Raw genomic sequence first — 14,577 nt, forward strand, 5'->3', positions numbered from 1 at the left:
TTAGCCGAGTCGCTCAATAATCGTGGCGTTCGCCATGCCGCCGCCTTCGCACATGGTGAGCAGGCCGTAGCGGCCGTTGGTGCGCTCGAGCTCGTTGAGCAGCGTCGCCAGGAGCTTGGTGCCGGAGCAGCCGAGCGGGTGACCCAGCGCAATGGCGCCGCCGTTGGGGTTGACCTTGGCCGGGTCGACGGTCGGGAACTCCTTGAACCAGGCGAGGGGCACCGAGGCGAACGCCTCGTTGATCTCGAACAGGTCGATGTCCTCGATCTTGAGGCCGGAGCGGGCGATGACCTTCTCGGTGGCCGGGATCGGGCCGGTGAGCATCGTGATCGGGTCGACGCCGGCGAGGGCGAAGGTGTGGAAGCGGGCGCGCGCCTTGAGACCGAGCGCCGCGGCCTTCTCTTCGCTCATGATCAGCGCGGCCGACGCGCCGTCGGCGATCTGCGAGCTGTTACCGGCCGTGATCTTGCCGTCGGGCTTGAACGCCGGCTTGAGGGCGGCGAGCGACTCGGCGGTGGTGCCGGGGCGGATGCCCTCGTCGCGGGTGTGGAGTTCGCCGAGGTCGTTGACCTTTCCGCTGTCGCGGTCGAGCACCTTGGCCTGTACCGGGATGATCTCGTTGTCGAAGCGGCCCTCGTTGGCGGCGCGCTCGGCGCGCTGCTGGCTTTCGGCACCGAAGGCGTCGAGCTCTTCGCGGGAGATGCCCCACTTGTCGGCGATCATGTCGGCGCCGATGCCCTGGGGCACGAGGCCGCCGGCCGGCGCGTAGCGGGCCATGACGGAGGGGCCGAAGGGGATCGAGCCGGGGGTGATCGACGCGCCCATCGGGGTGGTCGACATGACCTCGACGCCGGCGGCGACGGCGATGTCATAGGCGCCGGAGATGACGCCCTGGGCGGCGAAGTGGGCCGCTTGCTGCGACGAACCGCACTGGCGGTCGACGGAGGTGGCGGGCACCGACTCGGGCCAGCCGGCGCCGAGCACGGCGTTGCGGCCGATGTTGAGGCCCTGGCTGCCGACCTGCATGACGCAACCCATGATCACGTCGTCGACCAGGCCCGGGTCGAGGTTGTTGCGCTCGGCGAGCGCCTTGAGCACTTCGGCGGCGAGGTCGGTGGGGTGCCACCCGGACAGACGTCCATTTCGCTTGCCGCCCGCGGTGCGGACGGCGTCGACGATAACGGCGTTGGGCATTGAAGCCTCCTAGAACGTGTTTCTCAGAACTTGACTGAGCGGTCAAGTCTCGCGGTTTGACCGCCGCGATAGCAACCCGGGCCAGACCCCCGGTAATTCCCATATTGTCCGGCGCCGTGGACGTTCTCGCTATGCACACCGCCGCCGACCCGGACAAGACCGCCGTCATCGACGGCGAGCGGGTCATGAACCGGCGGGAGTTCAACACGCTGGTCAACCAGTACGCCGACGTGCTGCTCGGCGCTGGCGTGCGCGCCGGCGAGAAGGTGCTGTGGGTCGGGCAGAACTCCCTCGAGGTCGTCGCCATCAATCACGCGGCCCGCAAAGTGGGCGCGGTGTGCGTGCCGATGAACTACCGGCTGGCGCCCGACGAGGCGCAGTACGTCATCGACAACTGCGACGCCGTCGTCGTGCTGTTCGACATCGAGCAGACGGACCAGCTGGCCACGATCGTCGAGGACTGCAACCGCGTGCGCGCCTGGTACTGCTTCCGCTCTCAGGGCCAGGCACCGGCGTGGTCGCAGGACTTCGACGCGCTGGCCGCCGCGGCGTCGACGGATGAGCCGGTGCCGGTCGGCGAAGACGAGACGGCGGGCACGACGATGATCTATACGTCGGGCACGACCGGCAAGCCGAAGGGCACGGTGCGGCGCACCGAGGCGAGCAAGCACACCGGCGACCTCATCGGGATGCTCGGCTGGGGTCCTGACGACGTGTACCTCTCGACCGGTCCGCTGTACCACTCGGCACCGCTGGGCTTCATGATGGTGGTGCAGCAACTCGGCGGCTCGGTCGTCGTGCAGCGCCATTTCGACCCTGAGGAATGGCTGGCGCTCGTCGAAAAGCACAAGGTGACGACGACGTTCTCGGCGCCGACGCCGGTGCGCCGCGCCGTGGACCTGCCGCTCGAGACGATCAAGCAGTACGACTGCTCCTCGATGCGGGTGCTGCTGGCCAACGCCGCGCCGTGGGCCTTCGAGCTGAAGAAGAAGTACATCGAGCGCATCGACGACAAGTCGCTGTTCGAGATCTACGGCTCGACGGAACTGGGCGTCAACACGATCCTGCTGCCCGACGAGCAAATGCGAAAGCCCGGTTCGTGCGGCCGGCCGGCGCCGGGTGTCGACATCAAGCTGTTCGACGACGACGGCAACGAGGTGACCGAGCCGATGGTGCCCGGCGAACTCTTCGTGCTCAGCGACGCCACCTTCGCCACCTATTACAAGGACCCGGACAAGTACGAGAAGGGCAAGCGGCCCGACGGCTACATGTCCGTCGGCGACATCGCCTACCGCGACGACGAAGGCTTCTATTACATCTGCGACCGCAAGAACGACATGATCATCTCGGGCGGCGTGAACATCTATCCCGCCGAGATCGAAGCGGTCCTCATCGCCCACCCGGACATCGCGGATGCCGCGGTGTTCGGCATCCCCGACGACGAGTGGGGCGAAGCGGTGCACTGCGTCGTCACTACCTACGACGGCAGCGACGTCGACCAAGCGGAACTCGAGGCGTTCTGCCGCGAGCACCTCGCGGGCTACAAGGTGCCGCGCTCGCACGCGTCGATGAAAGAGATCCCGCGCAGCGCGTCGGGCAAGATCCTCAAGCGCGAACTGCGCGAGCCGTACTGGGAGGGCCGGTCATCGCGCGTGGGGTAGTCGGCGGTCCCGCCGACGACGACCCGGGATGGCCGAGCGGGCGGAGCCTCGTCGCGCTGCTCGTACCGTCAGTCGCGCAACGACGCGCACGCGGCTCGGCGGACGGTCTCGTCGTTATGCGCCAGGTCTTTCTGTCGTTCGTCACCGCGGTCCTGTTGTTTCAGGTCGTCCTGGTTGTGATCGGAACGACGCCCGACGTCGCGCCTCGCCCGGGGCTGGCGGTCGCCTTCTTGGGCCTCGGCGTGCTCATGGTCTTCGTGGTCTCACCGACCGTGCAACGCGGTGCGGCGCTCGACGGCACGAATGCATCCACGCTGGCGGCGTCGTATCGGACGCGGTTCTTCTTGCGTCTGGCCTTCGCCGAGGCCGCAGCGCTGCTCGGCTTCGTGGCGTTCTTCGTTGCCAACGTTTGGTGGGTGTATCCCGCGTCGCTCGTATCGACGTTCATCGGGTTCGCCCGGTTGGCGCCGACGAAGGCGCACCTGGCGGCGGACCAGCGCGAGCTGCAGGCACGCGGCTGCACGCTGACAGTCACGCGCGCCCTGCGGGGTCTCAACCCGTGATTGAGGTCTTCGCCGACGTCTGGTGCCCGTTTGCCTATGTCGGTCTGCAGATCGTGCGGGCGCGGCGCGACGAGTTCGCTCCGGACGTGGCGATTCACGTGCGGGCGTGGCCCCTCGAGTTGGTCAACGGCGCGCCAATGGACGTGGGCAAGACGACGCGCAACGTCGCGGCGTTGCGTCAGCAACTCGACGTCGGTCTGTTCGCAGGCTTCGACCCCGCGCACTTCCCTACGACGACGCTGCCCGCGCTCGCGGCGGCCGCGGCGGCGACGCGAGCCGGACACGGTGAAGCGGCCAGCTTCCGCCTGCGGGAGGCCCTGTGGGAGGAAGGTCGCGACATCGGCGACGAAGCGCAAGCCGCGATGCTCGCCGCCGAGTTCGGCGCCGAGATCACCGCCGCCGATCGCCAGTCAGTGCTCGACGACTGGCACGAGGGTCAACAGCGCGGCGTGCAGGGGTCGCCGCACTTCTTCTGCGGCGGCAACGACGTGTTCTGCCCCAGCCTGGCGCTGGCGCGCGACGACGACGGTGTGCTGCACGTGGCGCCCGACCCGTCGCGGCTCGAAGCGTTCCTCAGTTCCTGTTGGTCCTGAGACGCGACGGTGCGCCGGGCCCGTACTGGCACCCGGCGCACCACGCTTGTGTCGCGTTGGTTAGACGCTACGACTTCGGAAAATGCTGTAGCCGCCGGGACCGACCAGGCAGGCCACGATGAACAGGATGATGCCGAAGAGGATCTGACCCTGGATCACCTGCACGACACCGGCGATTGCGATTGCCACAGCGATGAGCCACAGAAGCATTGCGGTTCTCCTTCGAACTTGGTGTGAGTAAGTGATTGCCCTCGCGCTTCGTGGTTAACCGCGCCTGATGCGCAAGACTCCGCCCATGGGCAAGGACATGGATCGGTGGTTGGGCGACGGCGGCATGCCCGTCATCGCCGCGATCGGCGGCAGCATCGACGAATACGGCGAAGGTTGGTGCGCCGGCACGTGGACCCCGACGAAGATGGCGTGCAACCCCCACGACGGCGTGCAAGCGGGCGTGTACGCGGTGATGCTCGACGCCGCGATGAACTTCGCCATCAACGCGTCGCTCGAGGGCAAGGACCGCACGCGCGCGACGCTCGAGATGAAGACCGACTGCATGAAAGGCGCGGTCCTCGGCGAGAAGCTCACCGTGCGCGGTTCGCTCGACCGGATGACGAAGGTGATCGCGTTCTCTTCGGCCGAGATCCGCAACGAGAAGGACGAACTGATCTGCCGGTCGACGGGCACGTTCATGATCCATCGCGCCGATGGGTGAAGTAACCCCGTTCGCGGTCGACATCGCCGCCGAACAGATCGAGGACCTGCAACAGCGCCTGCGCAACACGCGCTTTCCCGAACCCGAAACGGTCGACGACTGGGAACAGGGCGTGCCGCTGCAGTACGTGCAGGACCTGTGCACCTACTGGGCCGACACATACGACTGGCCCGCACGCCAAGCGCAGCTCAACCGCTTCCCCCAGTTCACGACGCAACTCGACGACCTCGATATTCACTTCATCCACGCGCGCTCGCCGCATGACGGCGCGCTGCCGCTGGTGATGACGCACGGCTGGCCGGGTTCGATCGTCGAGTTCATGAAGGTGATCGAGCCGCTGACGAACCCCGACGACCCGGCCGACGCGTTCCACGTGGTGTGCCCGTCGCTGCCGGGCTACGGCTGGTCGGACAAGCCGTCGACCACCGGTTGGAACACGCAGCACATCTCCAGGGCGTGGACCGAGTTGATGGCGCGCCTGGGCTACGACCGCTACGTCGCCCAGGGCGGCGACTGGGGCTCGGCGGTCACGCTCGGCATCGGCGCGATCGACAAGGAGCACTGCGCCGCGGTGCACACCAACATGATCATCGCCCCGCCGTCCAAGGAGATGCGCGAGGACTTGACCGAGGCCGAGCAGCAGGCGCTGGCCGACTACGCCTACCACCAGCGCTGGGGCATGGGGTACTCGACGCAGCAGTCGACGCGTCCCCAGACGCTCGGGTATTCGTTGGTCGACTCGCCGGCGGGACAGCTGGCGTGGATCGTCGAGAAGTTCTGGCAGTGGACCGACTGCGACGGCCATCCCGAGAACGTGCTGACGCGCGACGAGATGCTCGACAACGTGATGCTGTACTGGCTGCCCGGCACGGGGGCGTCGAGTGGGCGGCTGTACTGGGAAAGCTTCAACAACCGCACGTTCGAGCCGGTCCAGGTGCCGGTGTGCGTGTCGGTGTTCCCCAAGGAGATCTTCCGCGCCTCGCGGCGGTTCGCCGAGCCGCTCTACGACATCCGCTACTGGAACGAGCTCGACAAGGGCGGTCACTTCGCCGCCTTCGAGCAGCCGGATCTGTTCGTCGACGAACTGCGCACCGCGTTCCGCCAGTTCCGCTAGGCGACCCCGTTACACCCCGTCGATAGGGTCGGGGGCATGGAATCTTCTTTGAACGAGAAGATCGTGAGCAGAGTCCAAGCGCTGCTCGCCAAGGCAGAGTCGACTACGTACCCCGAGGAAGCCGAGGCGCTCGTCGCCAAAGCGCAGGAGTTGATGGCGCGTTACGCCATCGGGGACGCGGTGGCCCAGCAGCGTCGCGCGTCCGGTGCGCGCCCCGCGATGCGCACGCTCAAGGTCGAGGCGCCGTATGCCCGCGCCAAGATCTCGCTGCTCACCCAGATCGGCCACGCCAACGTCGTGCAGGTGGTGTTCAACGGCATGTTCGAGGCGACCCTGTTCGGCTTCGACGCCGACCTCGAGGTGGTCGAGCTGTTGTTCGCGTCGCTGCTGGTGCAGGCGACCTCCGCGATGCTGCGCGTGCCGCGCGAGAACACCGGCGGCCAGGTCAAGGCGTTCCGCCACGCCTTCCTGATCGCATACGCGCGGCGCATCGGTGAGCGCCTGCGCGAGGCGCGCGCCGCCGCGCAAGGCGAGGCCGAGTCCGATCTCGGGGTCGCCTTGGTGCCGCTGTTCGAAGCGCGCCGCGCCGCCATCGACGCGCGCGTGCACGAGGAGTTCCCGCACCTGTCGACGCAGCGGACGTCGGTCAGCCATTACGGCGGGTACGGCGCCGGCCGTGCGGCGGCCGATCGCGCCAACATCGGCACCAAGGGATTGCGTGGGACCGGCCGAGCTCTCGCGCGCTGAGGCGCGGCGCATCACGCTCGCCGCGCAGGGCCTAGCCAAGCCGCGCCCGAAGAAGGCCACGGCCAAGCACCTCCTGGGCGTGGTCGACACCCTCGGCGGCGTGCAGGTCGACACCGTCAACGTGATGGCGCGCGCCCACCTCATGACGCTGTTCTCGCGCGTCGGTCCCTTCGACGAGCACGTGCTGCACCAGCTGTGGCAACCGGGCGGTGGGTTGATCGAGTACTGGATGCACGGCACGTCGCTCATGCGGTACGACACCTGGCCGCTGTTCGCCTGGCGCATGCGTTCTGACCGCAAGCGCCACGTCGTCGATCAAGCCGGCGACGCCGAGGCGCTCAAGCATCTGCAGCGCGAGGTCGACCTGCGGGGCGAGGTCACCGCCGGCGAACTCGAGATCCGCACCAAGCCGAAAGAACCGTGGTGGGACTGGACGATCACCAAGTCGCGCCTCGAGTATCTGGTGCAGACGGGCACGATCGCGCCGGGGCGCAAACCGAACTTCGAGCGCACCTACCTGTCGCTGTTCGAGGCGCTGCCCGACGACATCGTGGCCGCCCGCGACGCCATCGACACCGACGAGGCGCGGCGGCGCAGCATCTTGCTGGCGGCACGCGCCCTCGGGGTGGCGCGGCAGAAAGACCTCACCTTCTACGTGTGGATGCAGGCGGCCCAGGCCCGACCCGTCATCGGGCAGCTCGTGGCCGACGGCGAACTGATCGAGGTGCAGGTCGAGGGGTTGAAGGGGCCGTGGTACCTCCATCCCGCCGCGGCCACGCCGCGCAACGTGAGCGCCGCCGCCCTCGTCAACCCGTTCGACCCCGTGATGTGGCGCCGCGACCGCCTCGTCGACCTGTTCGGCTTCGACTACGTGCTCGAGATCTTCGTGCCCGAAGCCAAGCGCGTGTTCGGCTACTACGTCCTGCCGTTCCTGCTCGGCGAGGACTTCGTCGCCCGCGTCGATCTCAAGGCCGATCGCAAGGCCAAAGCGTTGCTGGTGCAGGCGAGCTACGCCGAATTCGGCATCGATCTCGACGAAGTCGTACCGGCGTTGGCGCACGAATTGCGGGAAATCGCCCGCTGGCAGGGCCTGGACGATGTGGTCGTAAAGGAGAAAGGGGACTTGGCAAAACGTTTAGCCGTGGGTATCTGACCTAGCGTGGACTCCGATGGGTGAACTTGCATCGCGCCTGGCGGGTCACGCCACGGCGACGGCGCTGCTCGAGGGCGGCAACCGCGTTACGTACGGCGAACTAAGCGAACGGGTCCTACGGACCGCGGCGGGGTTGCGAGCCCGGGGCCTCGGCGCTGGTGTCCGCATCGCCGTGATCGCGAATTCCTGCAGCGACGGCGTCGTCGCCTACCTCGGCGTGCAGGCCGCCGGCATGGTGCCGGTGATGCTCGGCATGCAGTCGCCCCTGGCCGAACACGAGCGCCGCTTCGGTGAGATCGAGCCGGCGCTGGTCATGGTGGCGTCGGATCGTGAGTGCGAAGTCCCCGCCGGCCACGCCATCGTGCGCCCCGCGCTCTCGCCGGCGAGCGATTACCCGACGGTCGACTCTGATCCGTCCGGCGTCGCCGCCGTCGCCCTCGACGACCCCGCGGTGGTGCTCTATACGAGCGGCGTGTCCGGGCTGCCCAAGCCGGTCGTGCTCACCTATGGCAACCTGGCCGCGACCCGCGACGGCCTCGTGCACGCTCCCGGGGCCGGTCTCGACGCCAGCACCGTCGCCTACGCCGGCTTGCCGATCGCGCACGTGTTCGGTCTCAACAGCATCGTGGGCACCGTCCTCAGCGTCGGCGGCAAACTCGTGCTCAACAACGGCTTCGATCCCCACGAGGTGGCCGAACTGATCGCTCGCCACCGCGTGACCGCCGTCAGCGCGGTGCCGCTCATGTGGAAGGGCCTCGCGGCGGCCGGCGACCGCGAGCTGATGTCGACGGTCACCCGCGCCACCTACTCCGCCGCGCCGATGCCACCCGCGATTCGCGACGCCGTCGAGCACATGCTCGGCCTGCGCATCGCCGGTGGGTTCGGGCTGACGGAGACCGCCGGCACGATCTGCCACGACGACCCGACTGATCCGCACCCCGGCACCGTCGGCCGGCCGCTGGGCGACACGCAGATCCGCGTCGTCGACGACGGCGACGACGCCCTGCTGGGCGACACCGGTGAGATCTGGGTGCGCGGGTCGTCGGTGGCCAAGGAGTACCTCGACGGGACGCGGCTCGACCGCGCCCGCGGCGGCTGGTTCCGCACCGGCGACGTGGGCATGTTCGACGACGAAGGCCGCCTCGACATCGTCGACCGCAAGAAGGACGTCATCAACGTCAACGGGTTCAACGTGTCGCCGGCCGAAGTGGAACTGGCGCTCGACCTGCACCCCGGCGTGAGCACCTCAGTCGTCGTCGGCGAGGTCGAAGACGACCGCGAAGTCGTGGTCGCCCACGTCGTGCCCCAACCCGGGACGACGCCGACCGAGGCCGAACTCGTGGCCCACTGCCGCAAGCAGCTCTCACGGCACAAGGTCCCCAAGCACGTCTTCCTGCACCGCGAGCTCCCCGTCACCGAGTCCGGCAAAGCCGTCCGCCGACTCATTTCAGGGTCGGCCTAGCCGAATCGGTACGCGGATTGCGAGAGGGTTAGGCGATCTGGTCGGGGCGGAGCATGTATTCGTCCACATACGTCTGACCGGAGAGCTGGCTGATCTCGTACATGAGGTCGTCGGTCATCTGACGGGGGGCGAGGGTCTGGTCGGGGCGGGACGAGTAGCGGTCGACGCGGATCGGCTTGCCGATGCGCACGGTGACGTCCTTGAAGAAGCGCATGACGGTGATGGGGTCGTTCGGCTTCTGCATCTCGTCAGTGCCGATCAGCCCGACGGGGATCAGCGGGGCGCCGGTGCGCAGCGCCAAACGCGCCGCACCCGTCTTGCCCTTGTGCAGGAACCCGTCGCGGCTGCGGGTGCCTTCGGGGAAGATCCCGAACAAGTCGCCCTGCTCGAGCACGGCGGTGGCGGCCTCGAGCGCCGCGCTCCCGGAATCGGAGTCCGAGCGGTCGACGGGGATGTTGCCGAGGGCGAGGAACAAGAACCGCGTCGTCCAGTCCTTCACGTACTCGTCTTTGCCGATGAAACGGGTCATCCGCGGCAGCACGCCGAGCAGCACCGTCGAGTCGTGTACGGACAAGTGGTTGGGGCAGATGATCGCCGGGCCGGTCGCCGGGATGTTCTTCAAGCCCTCGACCGTCAGCTTCTGACCGAAGCGCAGCACCGCGTTCGTGGCGGTTTTGACCGCGTTGAACAGCAGCCGGTTCGGACTCGGCGGCGCAGGCGAGCTGGCGATGGCGGTCATCTTGGCACCTAACTCCGCAGCGAGATCAGTGCTTTGCTGGCCAGCTCCAGCAGGTCCGCGCGCCCGGGCGACAACGCCAGCTGGCGCAGGGCGTAGCGCACCGCCGACATGGTGGCGCCGGCGATGACTTCGGGGCGCGGGTCGCTCGCCGGGTCGACGCCCATGCGCTCGGCGACGGCGAGGGTCACGGCTTGTTCGAGCCCGCGCTGCACGACGGCGCGGCTGTAGGCCGACACCGACGGATAGCGCGCCGCCAGCTGCGCCTGCAGCAGCGTGCGCTCGGGGTCGCCGGCGGCGGCGAGCTGGGCGAGTTCGTGCAGCGCGTGGCCGACGGCCGTGAGCGGCGCCTCGCGCTTGGGACGGGCGCGGATGGCGTCGCCGAAGGCGGCGGCGACTTCTTCGCTGTCGCCGTAGAGCACGGCCTCCTTCGAAGCGAAGTGGCGGAAGAAGGTGCGCTGGGAGACGTCGGCCGCCTCGGCGATGTCGGCGGTGGTCGTCTCGTCGAAGCCCCGCTCGGAGAACAGCCGGGTGGCGGCTGCCACCAACTCGTCGCGGGTGTGCTGCTTCTTGCGGGCCCGGCGCCCCACTTCTTCGACCCCGGCGGGGAGAGTCAACGTCACAAACCCATCATATGACAACGACAGACAAATGTCATCCGCAAACTTATGTCAGCGATTGACATTTCGTGGCGGCACCCGTACCGTCGCGTGCTGTGACCGCTGCCGCCATCTTCGACCTCGACCGCACGATTCTCAAGGCGTCTTCGGCGCCGGTGATCCAGCGCCACCTCAAAGACGCCGGTCTCGCCAACCGTGCCTTCCCCGGCGAGCGCCTTTTCCAGTCGGCCTTCGAGCTCTTCGGCGAGAGCGCGTTGTCGATGCGGGTCGCCCGGACCCAGTCGGGCTGCAAGCCGGGCTGGCGAGTGGACGAGGTGGCCGCCGTCGCCGAGAAGATCGCCGACGAGCTGATGGATCACGTGCTGCCCTTCGTGCGCCCGCTGATCAAGTCGCATCGCGACGCCGGCCGCACGGTCGTGCTGGCCACGGCGTCGAACCTGGCCACGATCGAAGCGCTGGCGAACCGGCTCGAGTTCGACCACGTCGTGGCCACCAAGTGGGAGATCGACGGCGACGTCTACACCGGCGCCATCGACGGCGTTCGTCTGCACGCCGGCGAGAAGAAGGCGGCGGTGCTGGCGTGGGCCGAGGCCAACGACGTCGATCTCGCCGAGAGCTACGCCTACTCCGACTCGCGCAGCGACGCCGACCTGCTGGCGCAGTTCGGCCACCCGGTCGCCGTCAACCCCGACCCGGCGCTGCTGGCGTTGGCGACGCTGCGGCGCTGGCCCATCCGGTTCCTCGACAAGCCCGAGGGCGTGATGAAGCTCGCCGGGCGCGAGATGCAGGGCTGGCTGCGGCCCTTCGGCAACGAGCGACTCGACGCGCTCGCCACGATTCGCATCGAGGGCGTCGAGAACATCCCGGCCACCGGCGGCGCCATCCTGGTGTTCAACCACCGCTCGTATTACGACTCGACCGCCGTCGCCTACGTGATCGCCAAGTCGGGCCGCGACGCCCGCTTCCTCGGCAAGAAGGAAGTCTTCGACGTGCCACTGTTCGGCACGATCGCCACCAGCATGGGCGGCATCCGCGTCGACCGCGGCACGGGCTCGAACGAGCCGCTCGAGCGCGCCGCGGCGGCGTTGCGCGGCGGCGACGTCATCGCCATGGCGCCGCAGGGCACGATCCCGCGCGGTCCCGCCTTCTTCGACCCCGAACTCAAGGGCCGGTGGGGCGCGGCGCGCCTGGCCCAGATGACGGGCGTGCCCGTGATTCCCGTCGCCCTGTGGGGCACCGAAAAGGTGTGGCCCCGCAGCTCGCAGATCCCCCGCGTGGTCGCGCCGGGGCGCACCAAGCCCGTCGTCACCGCCACGGTGGGCACACCGTTCCGGGTGACCTCCGACGACCTCGACGTCGCCACCAAGCAGATCATGGACGCCATCGTCGAGCTGCTGCCCGCCGAGGCCCGTCAGCCCTACACGCCCACAGAAGCCGAACTGCGGGCGACCTACCCTTCGGGATACAGGGGAGACCCCTCGAAGGAAGCCGACCGTCGCCCCGGCAGCGACACCTGATCGGAGAGTTCGATGGCAGACCAGAAGCCCATGGACCGCAAGCGCGACTTCGCCTTCGAACGGCGGATGACCGACCAAGAAGCGCTGATGTGGAACATCGAGAAGGACCCGTGGATGAACCCCAACGGGTCCGCGCTCACGATCCTCGACCAGCCCGTCGACTTCGACCTCATGGTGCGCAAGATCCGCTACGGCCTGTCGCGCATCCCGCGCCTGCGTGAGCGTCCCGTGCCCGGCCTCGGCCGCTTGTCGCCGCCGGTGTGGGCGACCGACCCCGACTTCGATCTCGGCTACCACATCCGCCACGTCGCGCTACCGGCGCCGGGCTCGATGCGCCAGCTGCTCGACCTCACGATGCGCCTGCACGAAGAGCCCTTCGATCGCACGCGCCCGCTGTGGATGTTCTATTTGATCGAGGGCCTCGAAGACGGCCGCTCCGCGCTGCTGACCAAGCAGCACCACTCGGTCGCCGACGGCATCGGCGCGCTGCGGATGGCCGAGGTGTACACGGACCTCGAACGCCACGCCCCCGAGCCGCCCGAGGTCGACGTCGAGGCGATCTTCGCCGAGGCCGTCGCCGCCGAGCAGGGGGAGCTGCTCGAAGCCGGCGCCGACATGGGCACCAACATCGTCGACACCGCGGCGCGCTCGGTCGGCCACACGCTGCGGCGCCAGGGCGGCATCGTGTCGCGCGTCGCCGGCAGCGCGGTCAACCTCGTCACCCATCCGGCCGAGTTGGGCAGCGCGGTCGGCAACGTGGTGGGCGAAGTGCGCTCGGCGCTCGAGACGGCCGGTGGCGGTCGCACGGTCGACGCCCACGCCCCGCTGTGGACGCAGCGGTCGCGCCGGCGTCACTTCGAGGTGTTGAGCGTCAACCTGGAGGAGGCCAAGGCGGCGGCCAAGGCGCTCGGCGGGTCGGTCAACGACCTGTTCGTCGCCGGCGCGGCGATGGGCGCGCTGGCGTACCACGCCGAGCGCGACACGCCCGTCGAGGCGATCAACCTGACCTTCGTCGTCAGCACCCGCACCGACAAGTCGATGGGCGGCAACTCGTTCACGCCCGTCCCGCTGCAGGTGCCCGGCGCGGCCCTGCCCGTCGCCGACCGCTTCGCCCAGGTGCGCGACCTGATGGCGCAGCGCAAGGAAGCCGTGAGCGGTCGGGGCGCGATGAGCGCCATCGCCGGGCTCGCCAACCTGCTGCCCACGTCGATGACGACGCGGGTCGCCCGCGATCAGGCAGCCAAGATCGACCTCGCTACGTCGAACCTGCGCGGCGCGCCGATCGAGACGTACATGGCCGGCGCCAAGGTGCTGGCGATGTACCCGCTCGGTCCCGTCGCCGGCACGGCGGCCAACATCACGACGATCTCGTCCAACGGCTGGCTGCACATGGGCCTCGTCGTGGATCCGGCGGCGGTGACCGATCCGGCGGGCCTGCGCCGCAACATCGACGAGGCCTACACCGCGCTACTCGAAGCCGGCGGCGTCGTCCGCGACTAAGGCGTTACGGAGCGCGATCTCGCACCACACACGCTTGCCTGACGGTCGGGACTCGACACCCCACGCCGAGGCGACGGCGTCGACGACGTGAAGGCCGCGGCCCCCGAAGTCGTCGGCCGCGGCGTCGCGCATCTCGGGGTGGGTGTGCGAACCGTCGTCGACTTCGATGCGCACGCCGTCGCCGAGATAACGCACCGTCGCGGTCTGGGGTTCGCGGGAGTGACGCACGGCGTTGGTCGCCAACTCCGACGCCGCCAGCTTCACGTCGTTCTCGTCGACGCGATCGGTCAACCGCCAGCTGGCGATGAGGCGGTCGAGGAGCGAGCGCACGTCGCGCGCGCTGCTGGCGTCGCGCAGCGCCAACCGAGCCAGACGCGGCGGGCGCGGTGGTTCGGCCCACAGCTCCGGCTGGGCGTCGCCGAGGGGGTAGCCGGGCAGGTCGAGATCGTCGACCGCGATGCCGATAGCGTCGGCGACGCGCTGGCGCGGATCGGCACCGAGGTCCTCCGGTATCGCCAGCACGACGGACGGCACGGTGGCGCACGCCGCGCGCAGTCCTTCGACGTCGCCGGCGCGGGCGAGCAAGGCGTCGAGGAAGCCGTCGGTCGTCGTGTCGTCGTCATCGGGGTGCGCCAGCACCAACGCATCGCCCGGCCCGAGCCCGACGCGGTCGTCGCCGAGCGGATGCGCGTCGTCGTACGGGTGCCCGCGCACGTCGACCCAGCCGGCACGGCGCACGACGATCGGCCGCCGCACGTCGGCGTTCGCCAGCGTGACCCACGCGCCGCAGGTGTCGAGTTCGACCTTCGCCAGCGTCAGATCACGCGCGTCGTCGAATCCCGCGATGACTTCGGACGGCATCGTGGTTCCGGACGCGGTCGGCTGGCTGGGCAGCGCGCCGAACGCCAGCCACCACAGGTTCGGCTCGGCCTGCCGAATGTGGAGACACGGTTCGCCGGCGGCGCTGACCGCCAACTGCATCCCGGGTATCGACATCCGAGGCCG

The 14,577-nt window shown here is 68.9% G+C and carries 15 protein-coding genes; 10 read left to right on the forward strand and 5 right to left on the reverse strand.

What is annotated here, in order from left to right:
• Positions 1–1,194 carry a thiolase family protein gene (locus VHC63_13955; protein HVV37710.1) on the reverse strand — a complete coding sequence of 398 codons (1,194 nt, stop codon included), beginning with the start codon at positions 1,192–1,194 and terminating at the stop codon, positions 1–3.
• A gap of 116 nt (positions 1,195–1,310) precedes the next feature.
• On the opposite strand from VHC63_13955, the gene VHC63_13960 reads away from it, so the two are divergent.
• The 3 genes from VHC63_13960 to VHC63_13970 all read left to right on the forward strand — a co-directional run bounded on the left by VHC63_13960 (position 1,311) and on the right by VHC63_13970 (position 4,011).
• On the forward strand, positions 1,311–2,855 hold the full coding sequence (locus VHC63_13960; protein ID HVV37711.1) for an AMP-binding protein: 1,545 nt from the start codon (positions 1,311–1,313) through the stop codon (positions 2,853–2,855).
• A 116-nt stretch (positions 2,856–2,971) separates the two neighbouring features.
• On the forward strand, positions 2,972–3,418 hold the full coding sequence (locus tag VHC63_13965) for a hypothetical protein (protein HVV37712.1): 447 nt from the start codon (positions 2,972–2,974) through the stop codon (positions 3,416–3,418).
• On the forward strand, positions 3,415–4,011 hold the full coding sequence (locus VHC63_13970; protein ID HVV37713.1) for a DsbA family protein: 597 nt from the start codon (positions 3,415–3,417) through the stop codon (positions 4,009–4,011). The genes VHC63_13965 and VHC63_13970 overlap by 4 nt, the downstream gene beginning before the upstream one ends.
• 60 nt (positions 4,012–4,071) lie before the next feature.
• Here VHC63_13970 and VHC63_13975 read toward each other — a convergent pair whose 3' ends face one another.
• Positions 4,072–4,221, reverse strand: coding sequence for a GPGG-motif small membrane protein (locus VHC63_13975; GenBank protein ID HVV37714.1), 150 nt, complete (start codon positions 4,219–4,221; stop codon positions 4,072–4,074).
• A 67-nt stretch (positions 4,222–4,288) separates the two neighbouring features.
• Between VHC63_13975 and VHC63_13980 the strand changes: the two genes are divergently transcribed.
• The 5 genes from VHC63_13980 to VHC63_14000 are packed head-to-tail and all read left to right on the forward strand — an operon-like array spanning position 4,289 to position 9,199.
• Positions 4,289–4,723 carry a PaaI family thioesterase gene (locus VHC63_13980; GenBank protein HVV37715.1) on the forward strand — a complete coding sequence of 145 codons (435 nt, stop codon included), beginning with the start codon at positions 4,289–4,291 and terminating at the stop codon, positions 4,721–4,723.
• The gene (locus tag VHC63_13985) at positions 4,716–5,837 is read left to right on the forward strand and encodes an epoxide hydrolase (protein HVV37716.1); all 1,122 of its coding nucleotides are present in this window, start codon (positions 4,716–4,718) and stop codon (positions 5,835–5,837) included. Before VHC63_13980 ends, VHC63_13985 begins: the two co-directional genes overlap by 8 nt.
• Before the next feature lie 36 nt (positions 5,838–5,873).
• Positions 5,874–6,584 carry a DUF2786 domain-containing protein gene (locus tag VHC63_13990; GenBank protein HVV37717.1) on the forward strand — a complete coding sequence of 237 codons (711 nt, stop codon included), beginning with the start codon at positions 5,874–5,876 and terminating at the stop codon, positions 6,582–6,584.
• Positions 6,556–7,737: a crosslink repair DNA glycosylase YcaQ family protein gene (locus VHC63_13995; GenBank protein HVV37718.1), complete on the forward strand. Its 1,182-nt coding sequence runs from the start codon at positions 6,556–6,558 to the stop codon at positions 7,735–7,737. Before VHC63_13990 ends, VHC63_13995 begins: the two co-directional genes overlap by 29 nt.
• A 16-nt stretch (positions 7,738–7,753) precedes the next feature.
• Positions 7,754–9,199 (forward strand): class I adenylate-forming enzyme family protein, encoded by a 1,446-nt coding sequence (locus VHC63_14000; protein ID HVV37719.1) that lies wholly within the window; start codon positions 7,754–7,756, stop codon positions 9,197–9,199.
• A 28-nt stretch (positions 9,200–9,227) separates the two neighbouring features.
• Here VHC63_14000 and VHC63_14005 read toward each other — a convergent pair whose 3' ends face one another.
• Positions 9,228–9,938: a lysophospholipid acyltransferase family protein gene (locus VHC63_14005; protein ID HVV37720.1), complete on the reverse strand. Its 711-nt coding sequence runs from the start codon at positions 9,936–9,938 to the stop codon at positions 9,228–9,230.
• 8 nt (positions 9,939–9,946) lie between these two features.
• On the reverse strand, positions 9,947–10,558 hold the full coding sequence (locus VHC63_14010; protein ID HVV37721.1) for a TetR family transcriptional regulator: 612 nt from the start codon (positions 10,556–10,558) through the stop codon (positions 9,947–9,949).
• A gap of 92 nt (positions 10,559–10,650) precedes the next feature.
• Here VHC63_14010 and VHC63_14015 point away from each other — a divergent pair, with 92 nt between their 5' ends.
• Both VHC63_14015 and VHC63_14020 read left to right on the forward strand, forming a co-directional pair.
• A complete protein-coding gene (locus VHC63_14015) occupies positions 10,651–12,072 on the forward strand; it encodes an HAD-IB family hydrolase (protein ID HVV37722.1) in 1,422 nt (473 codons plus the stop codon).
• A gap of 12 nt (positions 12,073–12,084) precedes the next feature.
• The gene (locus tag VHC63_14020) at positions 12,085–13,572 is read left to right on the forward strand and encodes a wax ester/triacylglycerol synthase domain-containing protein (GenBank protein HVV37723.1); all 1,488 of its coding nucleotides are present in this window, start codon (positions 12,085–12,087) and stop codon (positions 13,570–13,572) included.
• Here VHC63_14020 and VHC63_14025 read toward each other — a convergent pair.
• Positions 13,540–14,568, reverse strand: coding sequence for an ATP-binding protein (locus VHC63_14025; GenBank protein ID HVV37724.1), 1,029 nt, complete (start codon positions 14,566–14,568; stop codon positions 13,540–13,542). The genes VHC63_14020 and VHC63_14025 overlap by 33 nt on opposite strands.
• Between the last annotated feature and the right edge of the window lie 9 nt (positions 14,569–14,577).

The sequence above is a fragment of the Acidimicrobiales bacterium genome (assembly GCA_035546775.1).
Taxonomy (GTDB): Bacteria; Actinomycetota; Acidimicrobiia; order Acidimicrobiales; family JACCXE01; genus JACCXE01.

Coding starts and splice junctions, on each gene's coding strand:
- VHC63_13955 (HVV37710.1), bottom strand. CDS start 1,194: ATGCCCAACGCCGTTATCGTCGACGCCGTCCGCACCGCGGGCGGCAAG.
- VHC63_13965 (HVV37712.1), top strand. CDS start 2,972: ATGCGCCAGGTCTTTCTGTCGTTCGTCACCGCGGTCCTGTTGTTTCAG.
- VHC63_13975 (HVV37714.1), bottom strand. CDS start 4,221: ATGCTTCTGTGGCTCATCGCTGTGGCAATCGCAATCGCCGGTGTCGTG.
- VHC63_13980 (HVV37715.1), top strand. CDS start 4,289: ATGCGCAAGACTCCGCCCATGGGCAAGGACATGGATCGGTGGTTGGGC.
- VHC63_13985 (HVV37716.1), top strand. CDS start 4,716: ATGGGTGAAGTAACCCCGTTCGCGGTCGACATCGCCGCCGAACAGATC.
- VHC63_13990 (HVV37717.1), top strand. CDS start 5,874: ATGGAATCTTCTTTGAACGAGAAGATCGTGAGCAGAGTCCAAGCGCTG.
- VHC63_14000 (HVV37719.1), top strand. CDS start 7,754: ATGGGTGAACTTGCATCGCGCCTGGCGGGTCACGCCACGGCGACGGCG.
- VHC63_14005 (HVV37720.1), bottom strand. CDS start 9,938: ATGACCGCCATCGCCAGCTCGCCTGCGCCGCCGAGTCCGAACCGGCTG.
- VHC63_14020 (HVV37723.1), top strand. CDS start 12,085: ATGGCAGACCAGAAGCCCATGGACCGCAAGCGCGACTTCGCCTTCGAA.
- VHC63_14025 (HVV37724.1), bottom strand. CDS start 14,568: ATGTCGATACCCGGGATGCAGTTGGCGGTCAGCGCCGCCGGCGAACCG.